The organism is Butyrivibrio proteoclasticus, from assembly GCF_900115735.1.
In the GTDB taxonomy this organism is placed as follows: domain Bacteria; phylum Bacillota; class Clostridia; order Lachnospirales; family Lachnospiraceae; genus Butyrivibrio; species Butyrivibrio proteoclasticus_B.
Map to the genome: position 1 here is coordinate 18,262 of NZ_FOXO01000015.1, position 18,104 is coordinate 36,365.

Sequence of the window (18,104 nt, forward strand, 5' to 3'; positions counted from 1 at the left end):
ATATCTAAGCGCATAAAAGCGGATAATACTTTAGCCTATAATATCATTTCGATTATAAACCAAATAAAAAATATTGAAAAGGGGATATCCATCTTTTATATATATCGGACATCCCCTTCCAAATCTTTACCTATTTAAGCATTTTTTTGATATATGCTCCTGTGTAGGATTTCTTGCACTTGGCGACTTCTTCAGGTGTTCCCTTGGCTACTACCATTCCACCCTTTGAACCGCCTTCAGGGCCCATATCAATAATGTAGTCACCTGTTTTGATAACATCCAGGTTATGTTCTATAACTACAACTGTATTTCCCTGTTCAACCAGCTCATGCATGATTTTAACAAGCTTTTGGACATCTGCAAAATGAAGACCAGTCGTAGGTTCATCAAGAATGTAAACCGTCTTTCCTGTTCCAACTTTACTAAGCTCTGTGGCAAGTTTTATTCTCTGAGCTTCACCACCTGAAAGCTCGGTACTTGGCTGGCCAAGCTTTACGTAGCCAAGTCCTACATCATATAGAGTCTGGATTTTTCTCTTTATGGTCTTTACATTTTCAAAGAATACCAAAGCCTCTTCAACTGTCATGTTAAGGACATCATAGATGCTCTTGCCTTTGTACTTAACTTCAAGAGTCTCGTGGTTGTATCTCTTTCCGCCGCAGACTTCACAAGGCACATAAACATCTGGAAGGAAATGCATCTCAATCTTGATGATTCCGTCACCGCCACAGGCTTCGCAACGCCCGCCCTTGACATTGAAGGAGAATCTGCCTTTCTGATATCCCCTTGCCTTAGCATCCGGAGTTCCTGCAAATAAATCTCTTATCATATCAAACACGCCTGTATATGTTGCAGGGTTAGATCTCGGAGTTCTTCCGATAGGAGACTGATCGATGGCAATGACCTTATCCACCTGCTCAAGTCCTTCAATTCCTTTATGCTTACCAGGGATAACTCTTGCTCTGTTAAGATCTCTTGCCAGATGCTTATACAGTATCTCATTAACAAAAGAACTCTTGCCCGAACCTGAAACTCCTGTAACTATAGTAAGAACTCCAAGTGGCACATCTATGTCGATGTTCCTTAAGTTGTTTTCCTGTGCTCCCAAAACTTTAAGCCATCCTTTAGGCTCTCTTCTGGTCTTTGGAACTTCAATTTTTAGCTTTCCTGACAAATACTGTCCTGTAATGGATTCCTTGACCTGCATAATCTCTTCTGCGGTTCCGCAGGCAACTATTTTTCCACCTTTTGAACCGGCTCCGGGACCTACATCCACAATATAATCAGCCGCTCTCATGGTATCTTCATCGTGTTCAACAACAATAAGAGTATTGCCAAGGTCACGCAGGTTCTTGAGTGTATTAAGAAGTTTGTCATTATCCCTCTGATGAAGTCCGATGCTTGGCTCATCAAGGATATAGCAAACTCCGCAAAGTCCTGATCCGATCTGCGTTGCCAGCCTTATTCGCTGTGCCTCACCACCGGAGAGCGTTCCTGTAGCTCTTGATAGTGACAGATAATCAAGTCCTACATCAACCAAAAATCCTACTCTTGCCCTGATTTCTTTTAGAAGCTGAGCACCAACCATTTCCTGGAAACTTGAAAGTTTAAGCTGTTCAAGATATTTCTGAAGATCATCTATGGACATGGAAGTTATCTCATAAATATTTTTATCATCGATCGTCACTGCCAAAGACTCTTTTTTAAGTCTCTGTCCGCCGCAGAGCTGACATGGAGTAATTCTCATATACTCCTCGTACTCAGCCTTTGCTGATTCCGAAAAAGTCTCCCTGTATCTCTGCTCAACATTCTTTATAAGACCGTCAAAAAGAACAGGATAATCTCCCTCTCCTCTTGATCCCTTGTAGTGGACATTGACGGTTTTATCCGCTCCATAAACCAGCATATGTCTTACTTTTTCAGGAAGATCCTGAAAAGGAGTATCCATGCTGAACTTATAAGCTTTTGCAAGAGCCTTTAATGTAGCATTAGAAAAACTTCCCTCTTTATTGGATGACTGCCATCCCATTACAACGATGCATCCGTCATTTAAAGAAAGAGATTTATCTGGAATCATAAGGTCCTCGTCAAACTCCATCTTATATCCAAGTCCTGCACAATCGGGACATGCACCAAAAGGATTGTTGAACGAAAAGCTTCTTGGTTCAATTTCTGAAATACTGATTCCGCAATCAGGGCAGGCAAAATTCTGGCTAAAGCTAAGTTCCTGTCCACCAATTACATCAACAAATAAAAGGCCTTCCGCAAGCCCTAATGCATTCTCAACTGAATCCGTAAGTCGTCTTCTAAGATTCTCATTGTCATCTCTTACTACAATTCTATCGACAATGATCTCAATATTATGCTTGATATTCTTATCAAGTTTTATCTCTTCTTCTGCAATCTCGTACTGGCTTCCATCAATTCTTGCACGTACGTAACCTGCACGAACAGCTCTCTCCAAGGTTTTTGCATGCTCGCCTTTTTTACCTCTTACAACAGGCGCCAGAATCTGAAGCTTAGTTCCATCTCCAAGAGCCATGATCTGATTGCAGATTTCATCTACAGTCTGTCTTCTGATTTCACGTCCACATTTAGGGCAATGCGGAATGCCTATTCTTGCGTAAAGCATTCTGAAATAATCATAGATCTCAGTAACTGTCCCGACTGTTGATCTAGGGTTTTTATTGGTTGATTTCTGGTCAATGGAAATAGTGGGAGAAAGGCCTTCGATTCTCTCAACATTGGGCTTGTCCATCTGACCAAGGAACATTCTGGCATAGGAAGATAAAGACTCCATATACCTGCGCTGCCCCTCTGCAAAAATAGTGTCAAATGCAAGAGAAGACTTACCTGAACCTGAAAGTCCGGTGAAAACAGTAAGAGTATCTCTCGGAATCTTTACATTAACGTGCTTAAGATTATGCTCTGATGCTCCTCTCACCCTGATGTAGTCATGTATATCAGTGGGAAGGATTCTCTTGGTCGTAGTATTCTTTTTTGTCATTCTGTTCTCAGACATATATAATTCTCCACTAAAACGAATCGAACTAGCGTAGTTACTTACCTTCGGTAAGATCATTAAGAACTTTTTTAAGTTCAATCATCTTGTCACGCAACATAGCAGCATTCTCGAAATCCAGCTCTGCTGCAGCTTTCTTCATCTTCTTCTGAACCTGCCCAATAAGCTTTTCAAGTTCTTCCCGGTTCATCGACTCAGGTTCCTTTTCAAACTTAACTTCTTCCTTGGCAATAGCTTTGGTCACAGCGATAAGATCTCTGACTGCCTTCTTGATAGTTTGAGGTGTTATGCCATGCTCCTCATTGTATTTTTCCTGAATAGCGCGCCTTCTCTTGGTCTCCTCAATAGCCTTTTTCATGGAATCCGTCATATTATCGGCATACATAATAACATGACCTTCCGAGTTTCGGGCTGCCCTTCCTATGGTCTGTATAAGAGATGTTTCCGAACGAAGAAAGCCCTCTTTATCAGCATCTATAATAGCCACAAGTGAAATTTCAGGAATATCAAGTCCCTCTCTTAAGAGATTGATACCAACAAGAACATCAAAAACATCAAGTCTCATATCCCTGATTATCTCTGCTCTTTCAAGAGTATCAATATCAGAGTGAAGATATTTAACCCTGATGCCCGCCTCAGCAAGATATTCTGTAAGGTCCTCTGCCATGCGCTTTGTAAGGGTTGTAACGAGAACCTTATTCTTTTTATCTATTTCTTTTCTGATCTCAGAAATCAGATCATCTATCTGTCCCTCAACAGGCCTTACCGAAATCTCCGGATCAAGAAGTCCTGTCGGTCTTATTACCTGCTCTGTGCGAAGAAGCTCATGCTCCTCTTCATATTTGCCGGGTGTTGCCGAGCAGAAAAGCATCTGATCAATATGGGATTCAAACTCCTCAAAGTTAAGTGGTCTGTTATCAAGTGCAGAGGGCAGTCTAAAACCATAATCCACAAGGGTAAGCTTCCTGCTTCTGTCACCGTGGTACATGGCTCCAACCTGTGGAATGGTCATATGGGACTCATCCACTATTATCAAGAAATCTCTGTCAAAGAAGTCAAGGAGTGTAAGGGGCGGCTCCCCCGGTGCCATGAAATTGAGGTGCCTTGAATAGTTCTCGATTCCGGAGCAGAAGCCTGTTTCTCTCATCATCTCTACATCAAAGTTGGTACGCTCTGAAATTCTTTGAGCTTCAATGAGCCTGTCCTCTCCCTTGAAAAACTTCACCTGTTCCTCAAGCTCTTTTTCTATATTGTCGCAGGCCTTATTAATTTTCTCCTGAGGTACAACATAATGGGAAGCCGGGTATATCATCACATGAGTGAGCTCACTTCTCACTTTGGCAGTTACCGGTTCAACCTCTGTGATCCTGTCTATCTCATCTCCAAAGAACTCTACTCTAATGAGATAGTCATCAGCATTGGCAGGGAATATCTCAACTGTATCTCCCCTCACTCTGAAATTACACCTACCAAGCTCCATGTCATTTCGGGTGTACTGAATAGCCACCAGTTCTTTTATGATGTCATCTCTGTCCTTCTGCATTCCGGGACGGAGTGATATAGACATCCCTTTAAACTCTTCAGGGCTGCCCAGGCCATAGATACAGGACACGCTGGCAACTACTATTACATCATTGCGCTCTGCAAGGGATGCTGTTGCTGATAGTCTGAGCTTATCAATCTCATCATTAATCGCCGAGTCCTTGGCAATATAAGTGTCGGTCTGTGGAACATAAGCCTCCGGCTGATAATAATCATAATAAGAAACAAAGTACTCTACTGCATTCTCAGGAAAGAATTCCTTCATCTCACCATAGAGCTGACCCGCCAGAGTCTTGTTATGACTGATAATAAGAGTTGGCTTGTTTAAAGCCGCAATAACATTAGCCATGGTAAAAGTCTTACCAGAGCCTGTTACTCCAAGAAGTGTCTCAAACTGGTTACCTTGTTTAAAGCCATCCACTAAGGCTTTAATAGCCTGTGGCTGATCACCTGTTGGCTCATATGGAGCCACTAATTTAAAATCGCCCATATTTTTCTCCAAAACAATTAAAGCGATACATCTGCTACTTCATGTATTGGAAGTATAGCACAAGCAATTAACTAATGCAAACACTTGTTCTTCAACCTAGAGATTAAAGGAATCGTAGGTGTATACCATGTCCTGTTCAATTATGAAATCATCCATCGTGTTTCTGGAAAAGTCCTCGCTTACTTCCAAAAGATTGGTGGTACACATTGCCGCTGTGGCCTCACCCTCAATCTCACGAACAGTTTTCATTTCGCCCAGACCGGTCAATATTCCACATACACCAAGAATAACAACAAGTGCACCAAGAACCACAAAAAATGTATATAAAAAAATGATCATATATCCTCCTCTTTGATCAAACTGTCGGCGAAATCGCATATTCTCTGCCTTGCAATAGAAATTCTGTATCTGACAGCAGGAACCCTCACTACCAGATCATTACTGATTACCTTCGCAGCCTCTTCTTCATAAAATACTCCCACTGTAACAAGTGCAGATGTAACAAATGCTAATGCCGTTATTTTCACAGCCTTCAATGCCTTTCTTGCCGTTTTTTTTGCCGGTACTTTATCAAAACTTTCTTCTGCTTCCTTAAAACTATTGAATCTCTTACCTCTGTCAGCCTTTATACACCTTTCTATAAATGCCAGCATTTCCGGAGATATATTTTTCCATGCGCCACTCCTTGCCATACTCAAAGCATCTGAATCCCTGGCATTTATTCCTGTCAAAAGAGATAAGAGAGTCATTCCAAAACAGTATATGTCCGTCTGTTCATCGGTCTGGCCAAGACTTCCATACTGCTCCGGCGCTGCATATCCGATAGTTCCAAGGTTTATCGTATCTTCTGTCTTACACTTTCTTTGATAGATTCTCGCAGCTCCAAAATCAATAAGGCATGCCCTGCCTTCACAATTAATTATTATGTTCGCCGGTTTTAAGTCTCTGTATACAATTGGAGTATCATTCTCATGTAATGCCCTAAATATAGTCAAAAGATCTTTCGCAATTGCTATCACCTGCTTTTCCTTTAGTCTCCCCTTTTGCTTTAGGAGTTCCAAAAGATTCTTTCCGGAAACAAAACTGACAGCAATATGGTCACATTCAAAGGCTACAAGGCGAGGTATCCTTCCGTTACTTATGAGCTCAGCGTAATTTCTTTTCCCAAATTCCTTTAGTATATCGGCTTCATTGACAAAAGGGCTCTGCTGCCCTGTAGCCGATATATTTTTGGCAAACTTTATAGTAATAAGGTCCCCCGTTCTTTTGTCCCTTGCAAGATACGCTCTGCTGTTTCCACCTTCCCCAAGTTTCTTTAGTATCTTAAATCTTTCCATTCTTAATACTCCAGACACAGGGATGCAACTGTGATATTATCCTGTTCCTTACGATCCATTGCTGTTTTCGTAAGCTTTTTACACTCATCAAGCATATCTTCTGAAGTCACACACATCTGGGGGCAAAGCGCTCTAAAGATTTCTTTTTCTGATATGGTTTTCCAAAAGCCATCGCTGCAGGCAACAACAGTAGTACTCATCCGTATTTCTCCCCTCATAATCTGAGGCTCTGATCCACTCCCTTGCCCAAGGCACTTAAGTAATACATTACTGTCATGGCTTTGAGCTGCTTCATTTTCTGTAATTACTCCTCTGTCAATTTTATCCTGTGCAAGACTCTGGTCGTGAGTTATCTTTTGCACATCTCTTCTGCTCACAAAGTATATTCTGGAGTCTCCTATATTCATGAGCATATATTTTCTCCCAATTTGCAAAAGAGCTGTCAAAGTTGTCCCAAGTTTTATTCCTCTATGTTTACCATAACGTCTTATATCCCTGTTTATATTTGCAAGAAGCCTCCTCCATGAAATTTCGATTGCATCCCACAATTTATCCTGATCAATTCCCAGCATCAAAGGCAATTCCTCATAAAACCAATTTTCGAGTGTCCTTATCGCCTTGCAGCTTGCAACTTCTCCTTTTGAGAGTCCTCCCATACCATCACATACAGCAATAAAAGATATTCTTCCAATTTTCCCCGCACTGGCCACCTTGATAAGAGACGAATCCTGATTAACAGTGCGTTTCTTACCGGCATCAGTGTAAATGCACGCTTTTACTTTCATGATATTCCTTTCAAAAAACACAACAAATCAACTTTCTAACAATTGGAAAAAGCGCTCGAATGAGCAATTAAACCAAAAAGAAAAACTGTGCTAAGACGTAGCACAGTTTTGCATAATACTATTATTTTCTTTTATTGTCAACCTGCTTTTTCTTCCAGGTCCTCAATTGCTTCTTTTAACACTTCTACTGCTTTATTAAGCTGATTATCAGTCTTGTCCTCTGCATAAGCATCGGCATCAAACTCAACTTCAACATCAGGATCAATTCCCACTCCGTGGATATCATTACCATTTGGAGTGTAATAATTGCTGACTGTAAGTTTAATTGCTGTTCCATCTTTAAGGTCAAAAATCCTCTGAACAATTCCCTTACCATATGTTGTTGTGCCAACAAGTGTTCCGATGCCGTAATCCTTGATTGCACCTGAGAGAATTTCTGATGCACTGGCTGAATACTTGTTGACCAGTACTACTACAGGAATATCAATTTCGTGAGTACCATCACAAGTATAATCTTCTCTGTTTCCATCTCTATCCACAGTATAAACTATAGTGCCTTTTGGTAAGAGCTGTCTTGCAATGTCGCATACTGCCGTAAGGCTTCCACCGGGATTACTTCTAAGATCAATAATAAGTCCTTTTATGTCAGCAGCTCTAAGTTCTGCCATACCTTCTGTGAACTGATCCGGAGTTACCTCATCAAACTCTGTTATCTGAAGATAACCAACCCCGTCATCCATGACCTGAGTTTTTACTGTTGGCACAGAAACCTGAGCACGCATAACATCGACTTCTATTTCTTCAAGGTCACTTCCTCTTAAAAGTGTCAGATGAACAGTGGTGCCCTCTTCGCCTTTTATCAAAGATACAACTTCACTCAGTTCCAGTCCCTGTGTGGTTTCTTTATCTACTTCATAGATAATATCATCTGTCTGAAGCTTTGCTTCTTCTGCAGGTGTTCCCTCAATAACTCCTGAAATTCTGGGAAGTGCTGTAGTCTGGTCCATGCTCACATAAGCACCAATTCCATAATAGATACCTGCTGTGTCATTCATCAGGTCTGTAAGTTCTTCCTCTGTATAATATACAGAATAAGGATCGTCCAGAGAATCCATAAGTCCTTTATAAAGTCCATTGGCCTTAGCTTCGTTGGAAACATCGGTCTTGTAAAAATTCGAATCAATCACAGACTCTATTTTATTTATCTTGGTCAGTGTTTCTTCGTTGAGAACAGAATTCACACTGTTAGTACTCTGTACTGTTGTCGGTGTTAGAGTAAGCAAATAAGCCATACACACTGCTGCACTGATAAACAATGCGACAAAACACCCAACTAATATGCCACTTACAAATCTTCTGTTTAGTTTTCCACGATACTGCTGTTCATCGAATTCGGTCTGATAATCCATTTTTCTCCTATCCCCGGGAGACTTTTATTTCAGGTAATTCCAAGGACTGACATATGCTCCATTTAATCGTACGCCAAAATGCAAGTGATTACCTGTTGATCTTCCGGTAGATCCTACTGCTGCAATTTTCGTTCCCGCAGTAACATCTGTACCTTTTGAGACATACAACTTTGAACAATGCATATAAATAGTATAAAGACCGCCGCCATGGTTTATCATAATGTAATTACCCATGGAGGAATTGTAATCCGCGGCTACTACTGTACCATTGTAGGCTGCCAGTATTGCTGAACCTGCCGGTGCCGCCAGATCAATACCATTATGCATTTTCTCTATTCCCAGAGTCGGGTGCATTCTCATACCAAAATTATCAGAAATTCTGGTATAGTTTGGACAAGGCCAGGTGAACACACCCCCATCATACTTATACTTACTGTAAAGAGCTGCCTTATCAGCAGCAACTTCTTTTTCCAATGCTGCAATTGTCGCATTTTCAGCCTTTATCTCAGCTTCATATTCAGCAATCGCTGCTTCTTTATCAGAAATATCTGCTTTAACTGCGGAGAGCTCATTGCTCTTTGTAGCAAGAAGGTCCTGCAGATTGGCTTCCTCTTTCTCTTTTTCTTCCATTGCAAGATCAAGAGTTGCCTTTTCCTCCTCAAGAGCCTCCTTGGTAACAGTGATAAGCTGAGTCGTAGCAATATACTCGTTCAGTTTTTTCCTGTCATAGGATGATAGCATTTCAATGTATTCAGCCTTATTAAGCATATCTCCAAAGCTTCCGGATTCAACCAGTAGTTCCATATACATGGTGTCTCCACGCTCGTACATGAATTTAATACGCTTCTTCATGGCTACATATTGCTCCTGCTGTATCCTCTCAGCTTCTTCAAGCTCTCTTGTGGTCTCTTCTATCTCTTTTTCCTTCTCAGTAATCTGATCGGTAAGAGCATCTATTTTTGACTGAATATCCGTAAGAGATGCGTCAAGCTCAGTAATATACGCATTCAGATCTGACTTGCTCTTCTCCAGATCTTTTTTTATCTTTTCGAGATTGGTTTTAGCAGTACTAAGTGAATCACGCTCTTTTTTGGCATCACTGATCTGAGCTTCCTTGGCCTTGATACTCTCTTCAGTTACTTCTGCACACGAAGATATGCAGCTACCTGCAAATATAGCTATTGCTGTAGCTGCACATATGAACCCTTTAACTATTCTGTTTTTGTGTGATTTTTTCAATAAACTCAATGTAAAAGGATGTCCTTCTTGTATTATACATGTAGGTGTTTTCTAACAGTTGTGAAACTACCAAAGAAACCAATGCCAATTCCGATTGCCAGTGCTATTGGTACAAGCTTGTTATATACCACATTCACCGGAAGAAAGTTAAGCAAAGTTGAAAGCATAGTAAATCTTGATGCTATGTAAGTAATAGCATTGGTATAAACAAAATATATAATAACAAGCGGAATTATTGAACCAATGATTCCGATAATGATACCTTCTACCACGAATGGTGCTCTAACAAAAAAGTCGGTCGCGCCAATGTACTTCATGATATTGATCTCATCTTTTCTAACCGCAATGCCCATTGTAACTGTATTGCTGATAAGGAATATTGATACCAAAAGCAATATGATTATGATACCTGCTGAAATGTATGCGATCAACACATTCAATCCGCTTAATGTATTCGCTGTAACTTCAGAACGGTTAACCTCTCTGACAACATCAATAGATTCTGTATATGTTACCAATGCTCCCTGCATAGATACATCGTTAAGATATATCTGAAGGTTAGCGGAGTCTGCAAGCGGGTTTTCCGTGAATCCATCTGCATATTCGCCAAGGTAATCCTCTTTGAACTCTTCCCATGCAGCATCTGCGGATACATAAACAATCTCTCTAACTTCCGGTCTCTTTTCAAGATCAGACTTCACAGCCAGAATCTGTTCCTCGGCTGTTCCTTCATTGAAGAAAACTGTGACAGAAACGCCTTCCTCAGCTGTCTTTACGACATTTTCAAAGTTTGTGATTATCGAATAAAAAAGTCCGAACAAAAACAGGCAGGCGCTGATGGTAGCTATAGAAGCAAGCGTATACCACTTGTTTCTGCCTAGATTTTTAAATCCCTGTCCGATGGTGTAAAAGAAACTACTAATCCTCATCGATGTACATACCCTCTTCCTCGTCTTCTATGATGACGCCTTTTTTCATGGTTATAACTCGCTTTTTCATGGCATTAACTATTTCTCTGTTATGTGTTACCACAATAACTGTTGTGCCATTTTCATTGATCTGTTCCATGAGTTTCATTATTTCCCATGAATTGTTAGGATCAAGGTTTCCGGTAGGCTCATCTGCCAAAAGAATTGTAGGCTTATTTACAAGAGCTCTTGCAAGCGCCACTCTCTGCTGTTCACCACCTGACAGCTGGTTTATTTTATTTTTGTATTTTCCTGCAAGGTTAACTGTTGCAAGAATAGATGGAACATTTCGCTTGATCTCTCTTGTAGGAGTCTGAACTATTCTCTGAGCAAAAGCAACATTTTCGTAAACATTTCTGTCTTTCAAAAGTCTGAAATCCTGAAATACAATGCCCAGATTACGTCTGAACTTCGGAATCTTGCTATGTTTGATTTTCCTTAGATTATAACCAAGCACCGTTATCTCACCATCTGTTGGCACAAGTTCTCTCAAAAGAAGTTTGATAAGAGTAGACTTTCCTGAGCCACTGTCTCCAACGATGAAAACGAACTCTCCCTTTTTTACGTGAAGTGTAACACCATTTAACGCTGGCGCGCCTGTGGAATATGACTTGGTAACATTCTCAAGGGTTATTACCTCATCATCAGGTATCTGCCTGGTGCCCCTTTTTTTTCTATATCCTTTTTCCATAAAATTCTCCTGAAACAAAACTTTTAGGTCACAAATCCACTTTTATGCTCAAGTGAACTTTTCCATGTACTTCATGTATCTTACAACCATAAGTGCAATTTTAAAAGTGATTGCATCATCAAAAACTCGCAAATCCAATCCTGTACTCTTCTGAAGCTTATCCAGTCTGTACACAAGAGTATTTCTGTGAATAAAGAGCTGTCTCGATGTCTCGGAAACATTCAGGCTGTTCTCAAAGAATTTATCAATTGTTGTAAGTGTCTCCTGATCAAAATCGTCAGGATTCTTGCCGCCAAAGATTTCTTTAATGAACATCTTGCAAAGAGGAATAGGAAGCTGATAGATAAGTCTTCCGATTCCAAGCTCGCTGTAGCAGATAACCTTTCTCTCATCAAAGAATATTTTTCCTACATCAAGAGCCATCTTGGCTTCCTTATATGATCTGCTGACTTCCTTGATCTCGCCTACCACTGTTCCATAAGCAATTCTTACGCCTGAAAGGCCTTCTTTTTCAAGTCCTGCCTGCATCTCTTCGGCAGCCTTTGCAATCTCTCCGGGTTTATTTATGTCTGTAACATCCTTAACGATTATGATGTTGTCCTCATCAACTTCTGTTACAAAGTCAGTACCTGTACCAAAATGAGTCCTTGCAATCTCAAGCGCATTATTATCCCTTCCATTGACCGATTCAATGATCATGGCAACTCTCTTTGCATCTGTCTGAATATGGAGCTTTTTGGCTCTGCTGTAGATATCAACCAACAGGAGGTTGTCAAGAAGAAGGTTCTTGATAAAGTTATCTTTGTCGAATCTTTCTTTATAAGCTACAAGAAGTGTCTGTATCTGATATGCAATCATTTTGCCAAGCATATAGATATTCTCGCCGCTTCCTGTACAGATAAGGATATACTCAAGGCTCTGCTCATCGTATATTTTAAAGAACTGATATCCCTGGATTTCCTGAGAATCAGCCGGAGACTCCACAAAATCCCTTGCTGCAGATGAAACATTAACAACGTCACTGCTTGTGGATGCTACCTCCTTGCCATCAATATCAAGCACAAAAAGATCCACATGTGCTATGTTTTTTAGTCCATCAATGGTATTCTGAAGAATTTGATTAGAAATCATTTCACACTCTTTCTGAAGAGCTTCATGCTCTACTGAATTATATACATAGCATTTTAATATAAATGTACAAAAAAATCCACCAATTAATAGTCCTTTTTTGTATATATTTTTATTTTCATGGTCAAAACTCACAAAAACGCCACTCTGTTTTTGGTATTAACAATCTCAGTTTAAAAGCCGATATAAAAAACAGGATAAAGTATATTGTGCTCAAAATGTAGTTTCAGAGCGCAATCGCACAGGAGGTGCCTATGGATATTCCAGCTTTATCGATGGCTCTTTCTCAGAACAAGCTTCTGACAGATGTGGGAGTTGCCATGCTTTCAAAAAGCCTTGATGTCATGGAGGACACAGGAAGCTCTTTGGTTGAGGGAATTGAAACCATATCAGAGTTGTCTGTTAATCCGGATATAGGAGGAAACATCGACATCCGCATCTGACAGGTAAGCCATCAAAAAAACGCCCTTGGTTTTTTAACCAAGGGTGTTTCATTATTTTCACAAAAAAACTGCAACAAATGTCATCCAGGATACCGCTATAACCATTGCAATAACAAGTGGCAGAGTTATAAGTTTATATCCCTGTCTTGGGTACATGTGTATACTGTCAACAAAATCCTTTCTATTTTCCATGTCAGCAATCTTATAGACAACGCACAGCGCGATCACAGTAAATATAACTGCCATAACAAAGTAAATGCCAATCATCAGATATGTACTCTCATTGCCAAATCCATAGTCTTCAAGTACTTCATCAGCCCCACTTACAACATCCGGAACTGCATACATATAGATCACTTCTATGGAATTAAACAGGGCATGGGCAAAAAACGATGACCAAATACTGCCTGTCGCCTCAACGAGAAGGCAAAACATAATTCCCATTACCGTTCCGTATGCAAATTGATTAAAGTTCAAATGCATCATTCCAAAAAGAATAGATGAAAGGATAATCGAACCAATTATGCGGCCGGTTCTCTGATAACTGTGAAGAATATAGCCTCTGAATACAACTTCTTCAACAAAAGGACCAACAATACCAATTGATAAAAGCATTGTCCACATGGGCATAGCAAGAACTTCATCGCTGATAGAGCTCACCATATTCTCCACAAAAAGCATGGATACTGCATTTACAAAAGACACTAGCGGAAACAGTGTAATAACGTAGATTGCTACCATAAACAGGGTAGATATCTTTATTTTCTTAAAAGGTATTGCTTCTGTAATTTTTTCACCGCTATAGAGGATGGCTGCTATGGCCGGAACCAGCACCACCAGCTCTGAGAGGGCATTATTGGCAAATATCGAAAGGCCGTTTCCCGTAATTATGATCCAATAGCTCATAAGCAATGTAAATGCCAGCGTAGCCAGTATCATATACAGAAAAGACCTGTTGGCTCTCTTATAGTTCACGTCCTTTTCTCCTTACCTGATAACTATTGAATCTTCTTTAATTGTTATTTTCTCTTCCTTCAAAAGACGTCCTACTGCTCTTTTGAACTCATTTTTACTCATGTTTGTCTTTTCACGGATAAGTTCCGGAGAAGCCTTATCAGTAAATGGCAATCTTCCACCTGCTGCCTCTATCATGGCAAAAATCTTTTCTGCATCTGTATCCATCTGAAGATATGCCTTTTCTCTGAGACTTAAGTTAAGTCTTCCATCTTCCTTCACAGAAGTAACCCTTGCTGAAACACTATCTCCAATCCTGATATTTCCATAAAGCTCTTTCTTGGGAATCAAAGCTGAATAAATATCATCCACAGCCACAAAAGCTCCAAAGTTATCACTGAGTTCGTACACAGTTCCCTGTACCTTGTCATCCTTGCCATAAGGGCTTTCGTTCAGAAGATATCTGTAAACATTCATTGTAACGCAAAGCCTTGAGCTCTTGTCGATATAAAGTGCACAGAGTACGTCGTCGCCTTTTTTGACCTTGGCGGTCTGCTCCTTAAACGGTAAAAGAACGTCCTTTTCAAGGCCCCAATCCATAAACGCTCCAATCTTGCCTGTGTCTTTTACCTTAAGCCTTCTGACATCGCCCAGCATTATCCTGGGCTCATTGGTAGTGGCTATTAGCCTGTCATCTGAATCCTTGTAGATAAATACCTCAATCTCTGAACCGATATCTGTTCCTTCAGGCACCTGTTTTCCAGGCAAAAGAACTTTCTCTTCGTTTCCCATTTCCTCTGCAAGATAAACTCCAAAGTCTACCTTCTTTATAACTACAAGTGTCTGTTTTTCTCCTAATCTTAACATGTGTCCTCCGTCCTATCGTACGATTACTTAACAATTAGTTCAACTATACATACCGCCTGACCATCCGTATTATTCAGACTAACAGTATATATACTATTATTACTGGTTTTATTTTCTATGACAACAGGTTTTAAAACATCTCCTAAATAGGCCTGTCTTTTATATTCAGCTCTCATCGAGATGATAATCCCCGCTCTGTCCTTAATAAGGTCCATAGCCATCCTTATGTACTGGCCATTATTAACATGGTTATTGGTATCAAGATTGTGCTTTCTTACAACTATATCCTCGCAGGCATTAATCTGACCTGTTTCAGGCACTTTGATTTTCCTGTCCCCGTAATTCATATCAAGCTTATCGCTCAAAGGATATGCATTGGTTATCACAGGTGTAACTCTTGCCGGGTAATTCTTTTCAAAGTTAAAAAGCGTCCAAACAGAGTTTGCTACAGCAAGTCTCTCACCATCTTTTGTATCCATGAAGAAATTTCTAAGCCCCAGAGCCCCTTTAAGTTCATAGGGAATTGTGCCTATAACAACTTCTTCGCAGAGTTTTGGATATCTTTTTACCTCAATCTGCCATGAGTTAAGAACCCAGGCAAGATTTAGGCTCCTTAAATACTCCATTGAAGCCGGACCATCCTGAGTCTGAAAAGTTGAGCAATCCTGAAAATAATCAATAAGAGATTCCAGTGTAAGAATTCCTTCCCTATCAACTTCACTGTATCTGATCCTGGAATTAAAGGTATACATGTGACACCTCCAAAAAAACAAAATCTTATGATGCAAAAAAAGCGAGATTGTTGCCAATCTCGCTTCACTATCTAAACTGGGCTAGTAGGATTCGAACCTACGTAATGACGGAGTCAGAGTCCGTTGCCTTACCGCTTGGCGATAGCCCATCGACAAGTATTGATTATACGTGAGGTTCCTAAAAAATGCAAGTACTTTTTTTAAAAAATTTGAATTTTTTTCAGGGACCTCACAATCACATATTTTATCAGGTTTTCACGAGACCTAAATCATTTTCTTACACAGCCGGCAGCACGGTGCTGGTTACCAGGCAGCCTAAATCATCCTTCAAAAAGGAGATCTGCATATGTCGGGAATGGCCAATCGTTTTTATCAACAAGCATCTCAAGTGCATCCGCAGGTGCTCTGAGTGCATCCATGATAGGTCTGACTTCATCTTTGTAGAAGAATGCAAGTTCTCTCTGATCTGAAATTGCAGAAGCTTTACCTTCATAAATCTTAAGCTTATCAAGGGCTTTCTTCATCTTTGAAAGATTGTCCTGGATTTCTTTGAGTTCATCCATCTGAGGCTTTGCATCTACTCCTGCATTTGTGATCTCATTGACATCCTTTGCAAGTCTTCCTGCATACTTCATAACTGCAGGAATGATCTGCTTTGAAGCCATATCAATCATTGTAAGTGCCTCAATATTGATTGTTTTAGCATAAGTCTCAAAGATGATCTCTTTTCTTGACTCAAGCTCTGTCTTTGTATAAACTCCAAACTTTTCAAAGAGTTCAATAGCTTTCTTTGTAGTAAGTGTATCAGCAGCTTCAATAGTAGATGCAATATTAGGAAGTCCTCTTCTTTTAGCCTCTTTTACCCATGCATCTGAATATCCATCACCATTGAAGATAATGCGCTGATGTTCTGTAAGGTACTCTTTTATAATGTCATGTACTTCTGTATCGAAGTTCTTAGCCTTTTCGAGCCTGTCTGCCGCCTCGCAGAAAGCTTCAGCCACGATTGTATTAAGAGTAGTATTTGAGCTGGCCATTGAATCTGATGATCCAACCATTCTGAACTCGAATTTATTACCTGTAAATGCAAATGGTGATGTACGATTCCTGTCTGTAGCATCTTTTTCGAACTGAGGAAGTGTGGAAACACCTGTCTTAAGCTTTCCGCCGCGCTTACTTGACTTAGCTTCACCAGTCTCAATAAGCTGTCTCACTACATCCTCAAGCTGCTCACCAAGGAATACTGAAATGATAGCCGGCGGAGCCTCATTGGCACCAAGTCTGTGATCATTGCCAACGTCTGACGCGCTCTGTCTCAAAAGATCAGAATGCTTGTCAACAGCCTTAAGTACGCAGGCCAAAACAAAGAGGAACTGAATGTTTTTATTTGGTGTATCACCCGGATCAAGAAGGTTTACTCCATCGTCAGTGCAAAGTGACCAGTTGTCGTGCTTACCTGATCCATTTACCCCTGCAAATGGCTTTTCATGTAAAAGACATCTCATATGATGATGCTCTGCTACACGCTTCATTGTTTCCATAATTATCTGATTGTGATCTACTGCGATATTGGCAGTCTCATAGATTGGTGCAAGTTCATGCTGACCAGGTGCAACCTCGTTATGTTGTGTCTTATCAGGTACGCCGAGTTTCCAGAGTTCTTCGTTTAGGTCCTTCATGTACTCTCCGACTCTTTCTCTGATAACACCAAAGTAGTGGTCTTCCATTTCCTGCCCCTTTGGTGGCTGAGCTCCAAAGAGAGTTCTTCCTGTAAAGATAAGGTCCTCACGTTTCATTGACTTATCCCAGTCAACAAGGAAATATTCCTGTTCCGGTCCAACTGAAACATTGACCTTAGTAGCTGTATCATTTCCGAATAGTTTTACGATTCTGAGAGCCTGCTTGTTAATCGCCTCCATTGACCTCAAAAGCGGAGTCTTTTTATCAAGAGCCTCTCCTGTATATGAGCAGAATGCAGTAGGTATGCAAAGAGTAACACCTGCGCCTGACTCCTTTAAGAATGCCGGAGAAGTGATATCCCATGTTGTATATCCTCTTGCCTCGAATGTAGCTCGAAGGCCTCCAGATGGGAATGAAGAAGCATCAGGCTCTCCTTTAATAAGCTCCTTTCCCGAAAAAGATGTTATCATCCTTCCATCCTTATCAGCACTTCCTACAAATGAATCATGCTTTTCAGCAGTTATTCCTGTAAGCGGTTGAAACCAGTGCGTATAGTGAGTTGCGCCATTTTCAACAGCCCACTCTTTCATGGCATTTGCAACAACATCAGCAGATTCCTTCGAAAGCTCACCACCATGTTCTGTCACACTAACAACTTCCTTGTAAACATTCTTGGGAAGTCTCTCTCTCATTTTTGCGAGAGTAAAGACGTTCTGACCAAAGATTTCTTCAACATTTACCCTATCACTCATCAATGCATCCCCTTCGGTTAAATTTTTCTGCCATATATCTTACAA

General features: G+C 40.5%; 15 protein-coding genes and 1 tRNA gene. 1 reads left to right on the plus strand and 15 read right to left on the minus strand.

Translation table 11 applies throughout. The features are described 5' to 3' along the window. Positions 1 to 130: 130 nt before the first annotated feature. The 10 genes from uvrA to BM146_RS10390 form a co-directional block, all read right to left on the minus strand. The gene (gene uvrA, locus BM146_RS10345; protein WP_074888487.1) at positions 131 to 3,007 is read right to left on the minus strand and encodes an excinuclease ABC subunit UvrA; all 2,877 of its coding nucleotides are present in this window, start codon (positions 3,005 to 3,007) and stop codon (positions 131 to 133) included. Between the two features lie 52 nt (positions 3,008 to 3,059). After that, complete coding sequence (gene uvrB, locus BM146_RS10350) at positions 3,060 to 5,054, minus strand: excinuclease ABC subunit UvrB (protein WP_074888316.1); 1,995 nt, start codon at positions 5,052 to 5,054, stop codon at positions 3,060 to 3,062. A 96-nt stretch (positions 5,055 to 5,150) separates the two neighbouring features. After that, a complete protein-coding gene (locus BM146_RS10355; RefSeq protein ID WP_074888319.1) occupies positions 5,151 to 5,393 on the minus strand; it encodes a hypothetical protein in 243 nt (80 codons plus the stop codon). Further along, positions 5,390 to 6,391 carry a serine/threonine protein kinase gene (locus BM146_RS10360; protein WP_074888322.1) on the minus strand — a complete coding sequence of 334 codons (1,002 nt, stop codon included), beginning with the start codon at positions 6,389 to 6,391 and terminating at the stop codon, positions 5,390 to 5,392. Before BM146_RS10360 ends, BM146_RS10355 begins: the two co-directional genes overlap by 4 nt. 2 nt (positions 6,392 to 6,393) lie before the next feature. Beyond that, the gene (locus BM146_RS10365; protein ID WP_074888325.1) at positions 6,394 to 7,176 is read right to left on the minus strand and encodes a PP2C family protein-serine/threonine phosphatase; all 783 of its coding nucleotides are present in this window, start codon (positions 7,174 to 7,176) and stop codon (positions 6,394 to 6,396) included. A gap of 137 nt (positions 7,177 to 7,313) precedes the next feature. Continuing rightward, complete coding sequence (locus tag BM146_RS10370) at positions 7,314 to 8,585, minus strand: S41 family peptidase (RefSeq protein ID WP_074888326.1); 1,272 nt, start codon at positions 8,583 to 8,585, stop codon at positions 7,314 to 7,316. A 24-nt stretch (positions 8,586 to 8,609) separates the two neighbouring features. Further along, complete coding sequence (locus BM146_RS10375; protein WP_074888329.1) at positions 8,610 to 9,824, minus strand: murein hydrolase activator EnvC family protein; 1,215 nt, start codon at positions 9,822 to 9,824, stop codon at positions 8,610 to 8,612. Positions 9,825 to 9,856: 32 nt separating this feature from the next. Beyond that, positions 9,857 to 10,753 (minus strand): permease-like cell division protein FtsX, encoded by an 897-nt coding sequence (gene ftsX, locus BM146_RS10380; protein WP_074888333.1) that lies wholly within the window; start codon positions 10,751 to 10,753, stop codon positions 9,857 to 9,859. Further along, positions 10,743 to 11,483, minus strand: coding sequence for a cell division ATP-binding protein FtsE (ftsE, locus tag BM146_RS10385; protein WP_074888336.1), 741 nt, complete (start codon positions 11,481 to 11,483; stop codon positions 10,743 to 10,745). Before ftsE ends, ftsX begins: the two co-directional genes overlap by 11 nt. Positions 11,484 to 11,531: 48 nt before the next feature. Continuing rightward, on the minus strand, positions 11,532 to 12,614 hold the full coding sequence (locus BM146_RS10390) for a PucR family transcriptional regulator (RefSeq protein WP_074888490.1): 1,083 nt from the start codon (positions 12,612 to 12,614) through the stop codon (positions 11,532 to 11,534). A 251-nt stretch (positions 12,615 to 12,865) separates the two neighbouring features. Here BM146_RS10390 and BM146_RS10395 point away from each other — a divergent pair, with 251 nt between their 5' ends. Next, on the plus strand, positions 12,866 to 13,054 hold the full coding sequence (locus BM146_RS10395) for a YjfB family protein (RefSeq protein WP_074888338.1): 189 nt from the start codon (positions 12,866 to 12,868) through the stop codon (positions 13,052 to 13,054). A gap of 57 nt (positions 13,055 to 13,111) precedes the next feature. Here BM146_RS10395 and BM146_RS10400 read toward each other — a convergent pair whose 3' ends face one another. The 5 genes from BM146_RS10400 to BM146_RS10420 form a co-directional block, all read right to left on the minus strand. Continuing rightward, on the minus strand, positions 13,112 to 14,029 hold the full coding sequence (locus BM146_RS10400) for a CPBP family intramembrane glutamic endopeptidase (RefSeq protein WP_074888341.1): 918 nt from the start codon (positions 14,027 to 14,029) through the stop codon (positions 13,112 to 13,114). 12 nt (positions 14,030 to 14,041) lie between these two features. After that, entirely contained in the window at positions 14,042 to 14,875 is an 834-nt protein-coding gene (locus BM146_RS10405) for a CvfB family protein (protein ID WP_074888344.1), read from the minus strand. A gap of 23 nt (positions 14,876 to 14,898) precedes the next feature. Next, positions 14,899 to 15,627 (minus strand): acyl-[acyl-carrier-protein] thioesterase, encoded by a 729-nt coding sequence (locus BM146_RS10410; RefSeq protein ID WP_074888347.1) that lies wholly within the window; start codon positions 15,625 to 15,627, stop codon positions 14,899 to 14,901. A gap of 76 nt (positions 15,628 to 15,703) precedes the next feature. Then, positions 15,704 to 15,776 (minus strand) — tRNA-Gln (locus BM146_RS10415). A 171-nt stretch (positions 15,777 to 15,947) separates the two neighbouring features. Continuing rightward, positions 15,948 to 18,059 (minus strand): glutamine synthetase III family protein, encoded by a 2,112-nt coding sequence (locus tag BM146_RS10420; RefSeq protein WP_074888351.1) that lies wholly within the window; start codon positions 18,057 to 18,059, stop codon positions 15,948 to 15,950. Positions 18,060 to 18,104 lie beyond the last annotated feature (45 nt).

Bases quoted from the DNA above. Each gene is read 5' to 3' on its own strand.
- uvrA (WP_074888487.1), bottom strand. From the start codon at position 3,007: ATGACAAAAAAGAATACTACGACCAAGAGAATCCTTCCCACTGATATA.
- uvrB (WP_074888316.1), bottom strand. From the start codon at position 5,054: ATGGGCGATTTTAAATTAGTGGCTCCATATGAGCCAACAGGTGATCAG.
- BM146_RS10355 (WP_074888319.1), bottom strand. From the start codon at position 5,393: ATGATCATTTTTTTATATACATTTTTTGTGGTTCTTGGTGCACTTGTT.
- BM146_RS10360 (WP_074888322.1), bottom strand. From the start codon at position 6,391: ATGGAAAGATTTAAGATACTAAAGAAACTTGGGGAAGGTGGAAACAGC.
- BM146_RS10365 (WP_074888325.1), bottom strand. From the start codon at position 7,176: ATGAAAGTAAAAGCGTGCATTTACACTGATGCCGGTAAGAAACGCACT.
- BM146_RS10370 (WP_074888326.1), bottom strand. From the start codon at position 8,585: ATGGATTATCAGACCGAATTCGATGAACAGCAGTATCGTGGAAAACTA.
- ftsX (WP_074888333.1), bottom strand. From the start codon at position 10,753: ATGAGGATTAGTAGTTTCTTTTACACCATCGGACAGGGATTTAAAAAT.
- ftsE (WP_074888336.1), bottom strand. From the start codon at position 11,483: ATGGAAAAAGGATATAGAAAAAAAAGGGGCACCAGGCAGATACCTGAT.
- BM146_RS10390 (WP_074888490.1), bottom strand. From the start codon at position 12,614: ATGATTTCTAATCAAATTCTTCAGAATACCATTGATGGACTAAAAAAC.
- BM146_RS10395 (WP_074888338.1), top strand. From the start codon at position 12,866: ATGGATATTCCAGCTTTATCGATGGCTCTTTCTCAGAACAAGCTTCTG.
- BM146_RS10405 (WP_074888344.1), bottom strand. From the start codon at position 14,875: ATGTTAAGATTAGGAGAAAAACAGACACTTGTAGTTATAAAGAAGGTA.
- BM146_RS10410 (WP_074888347.1), bottom strand. From the start codon at position 15,627: ATGTATACCTTTAATTCCAGGATCAGATACAGTGAAGTTGATAGGGAA.
- BM146_RS10420 (WP_074888351.1), bottom strand. From the start codon at position 18,059: ATGAGTGATAGGGTAAATGTTGAAGAAATCTTTGGTCAGAACGTCTTT.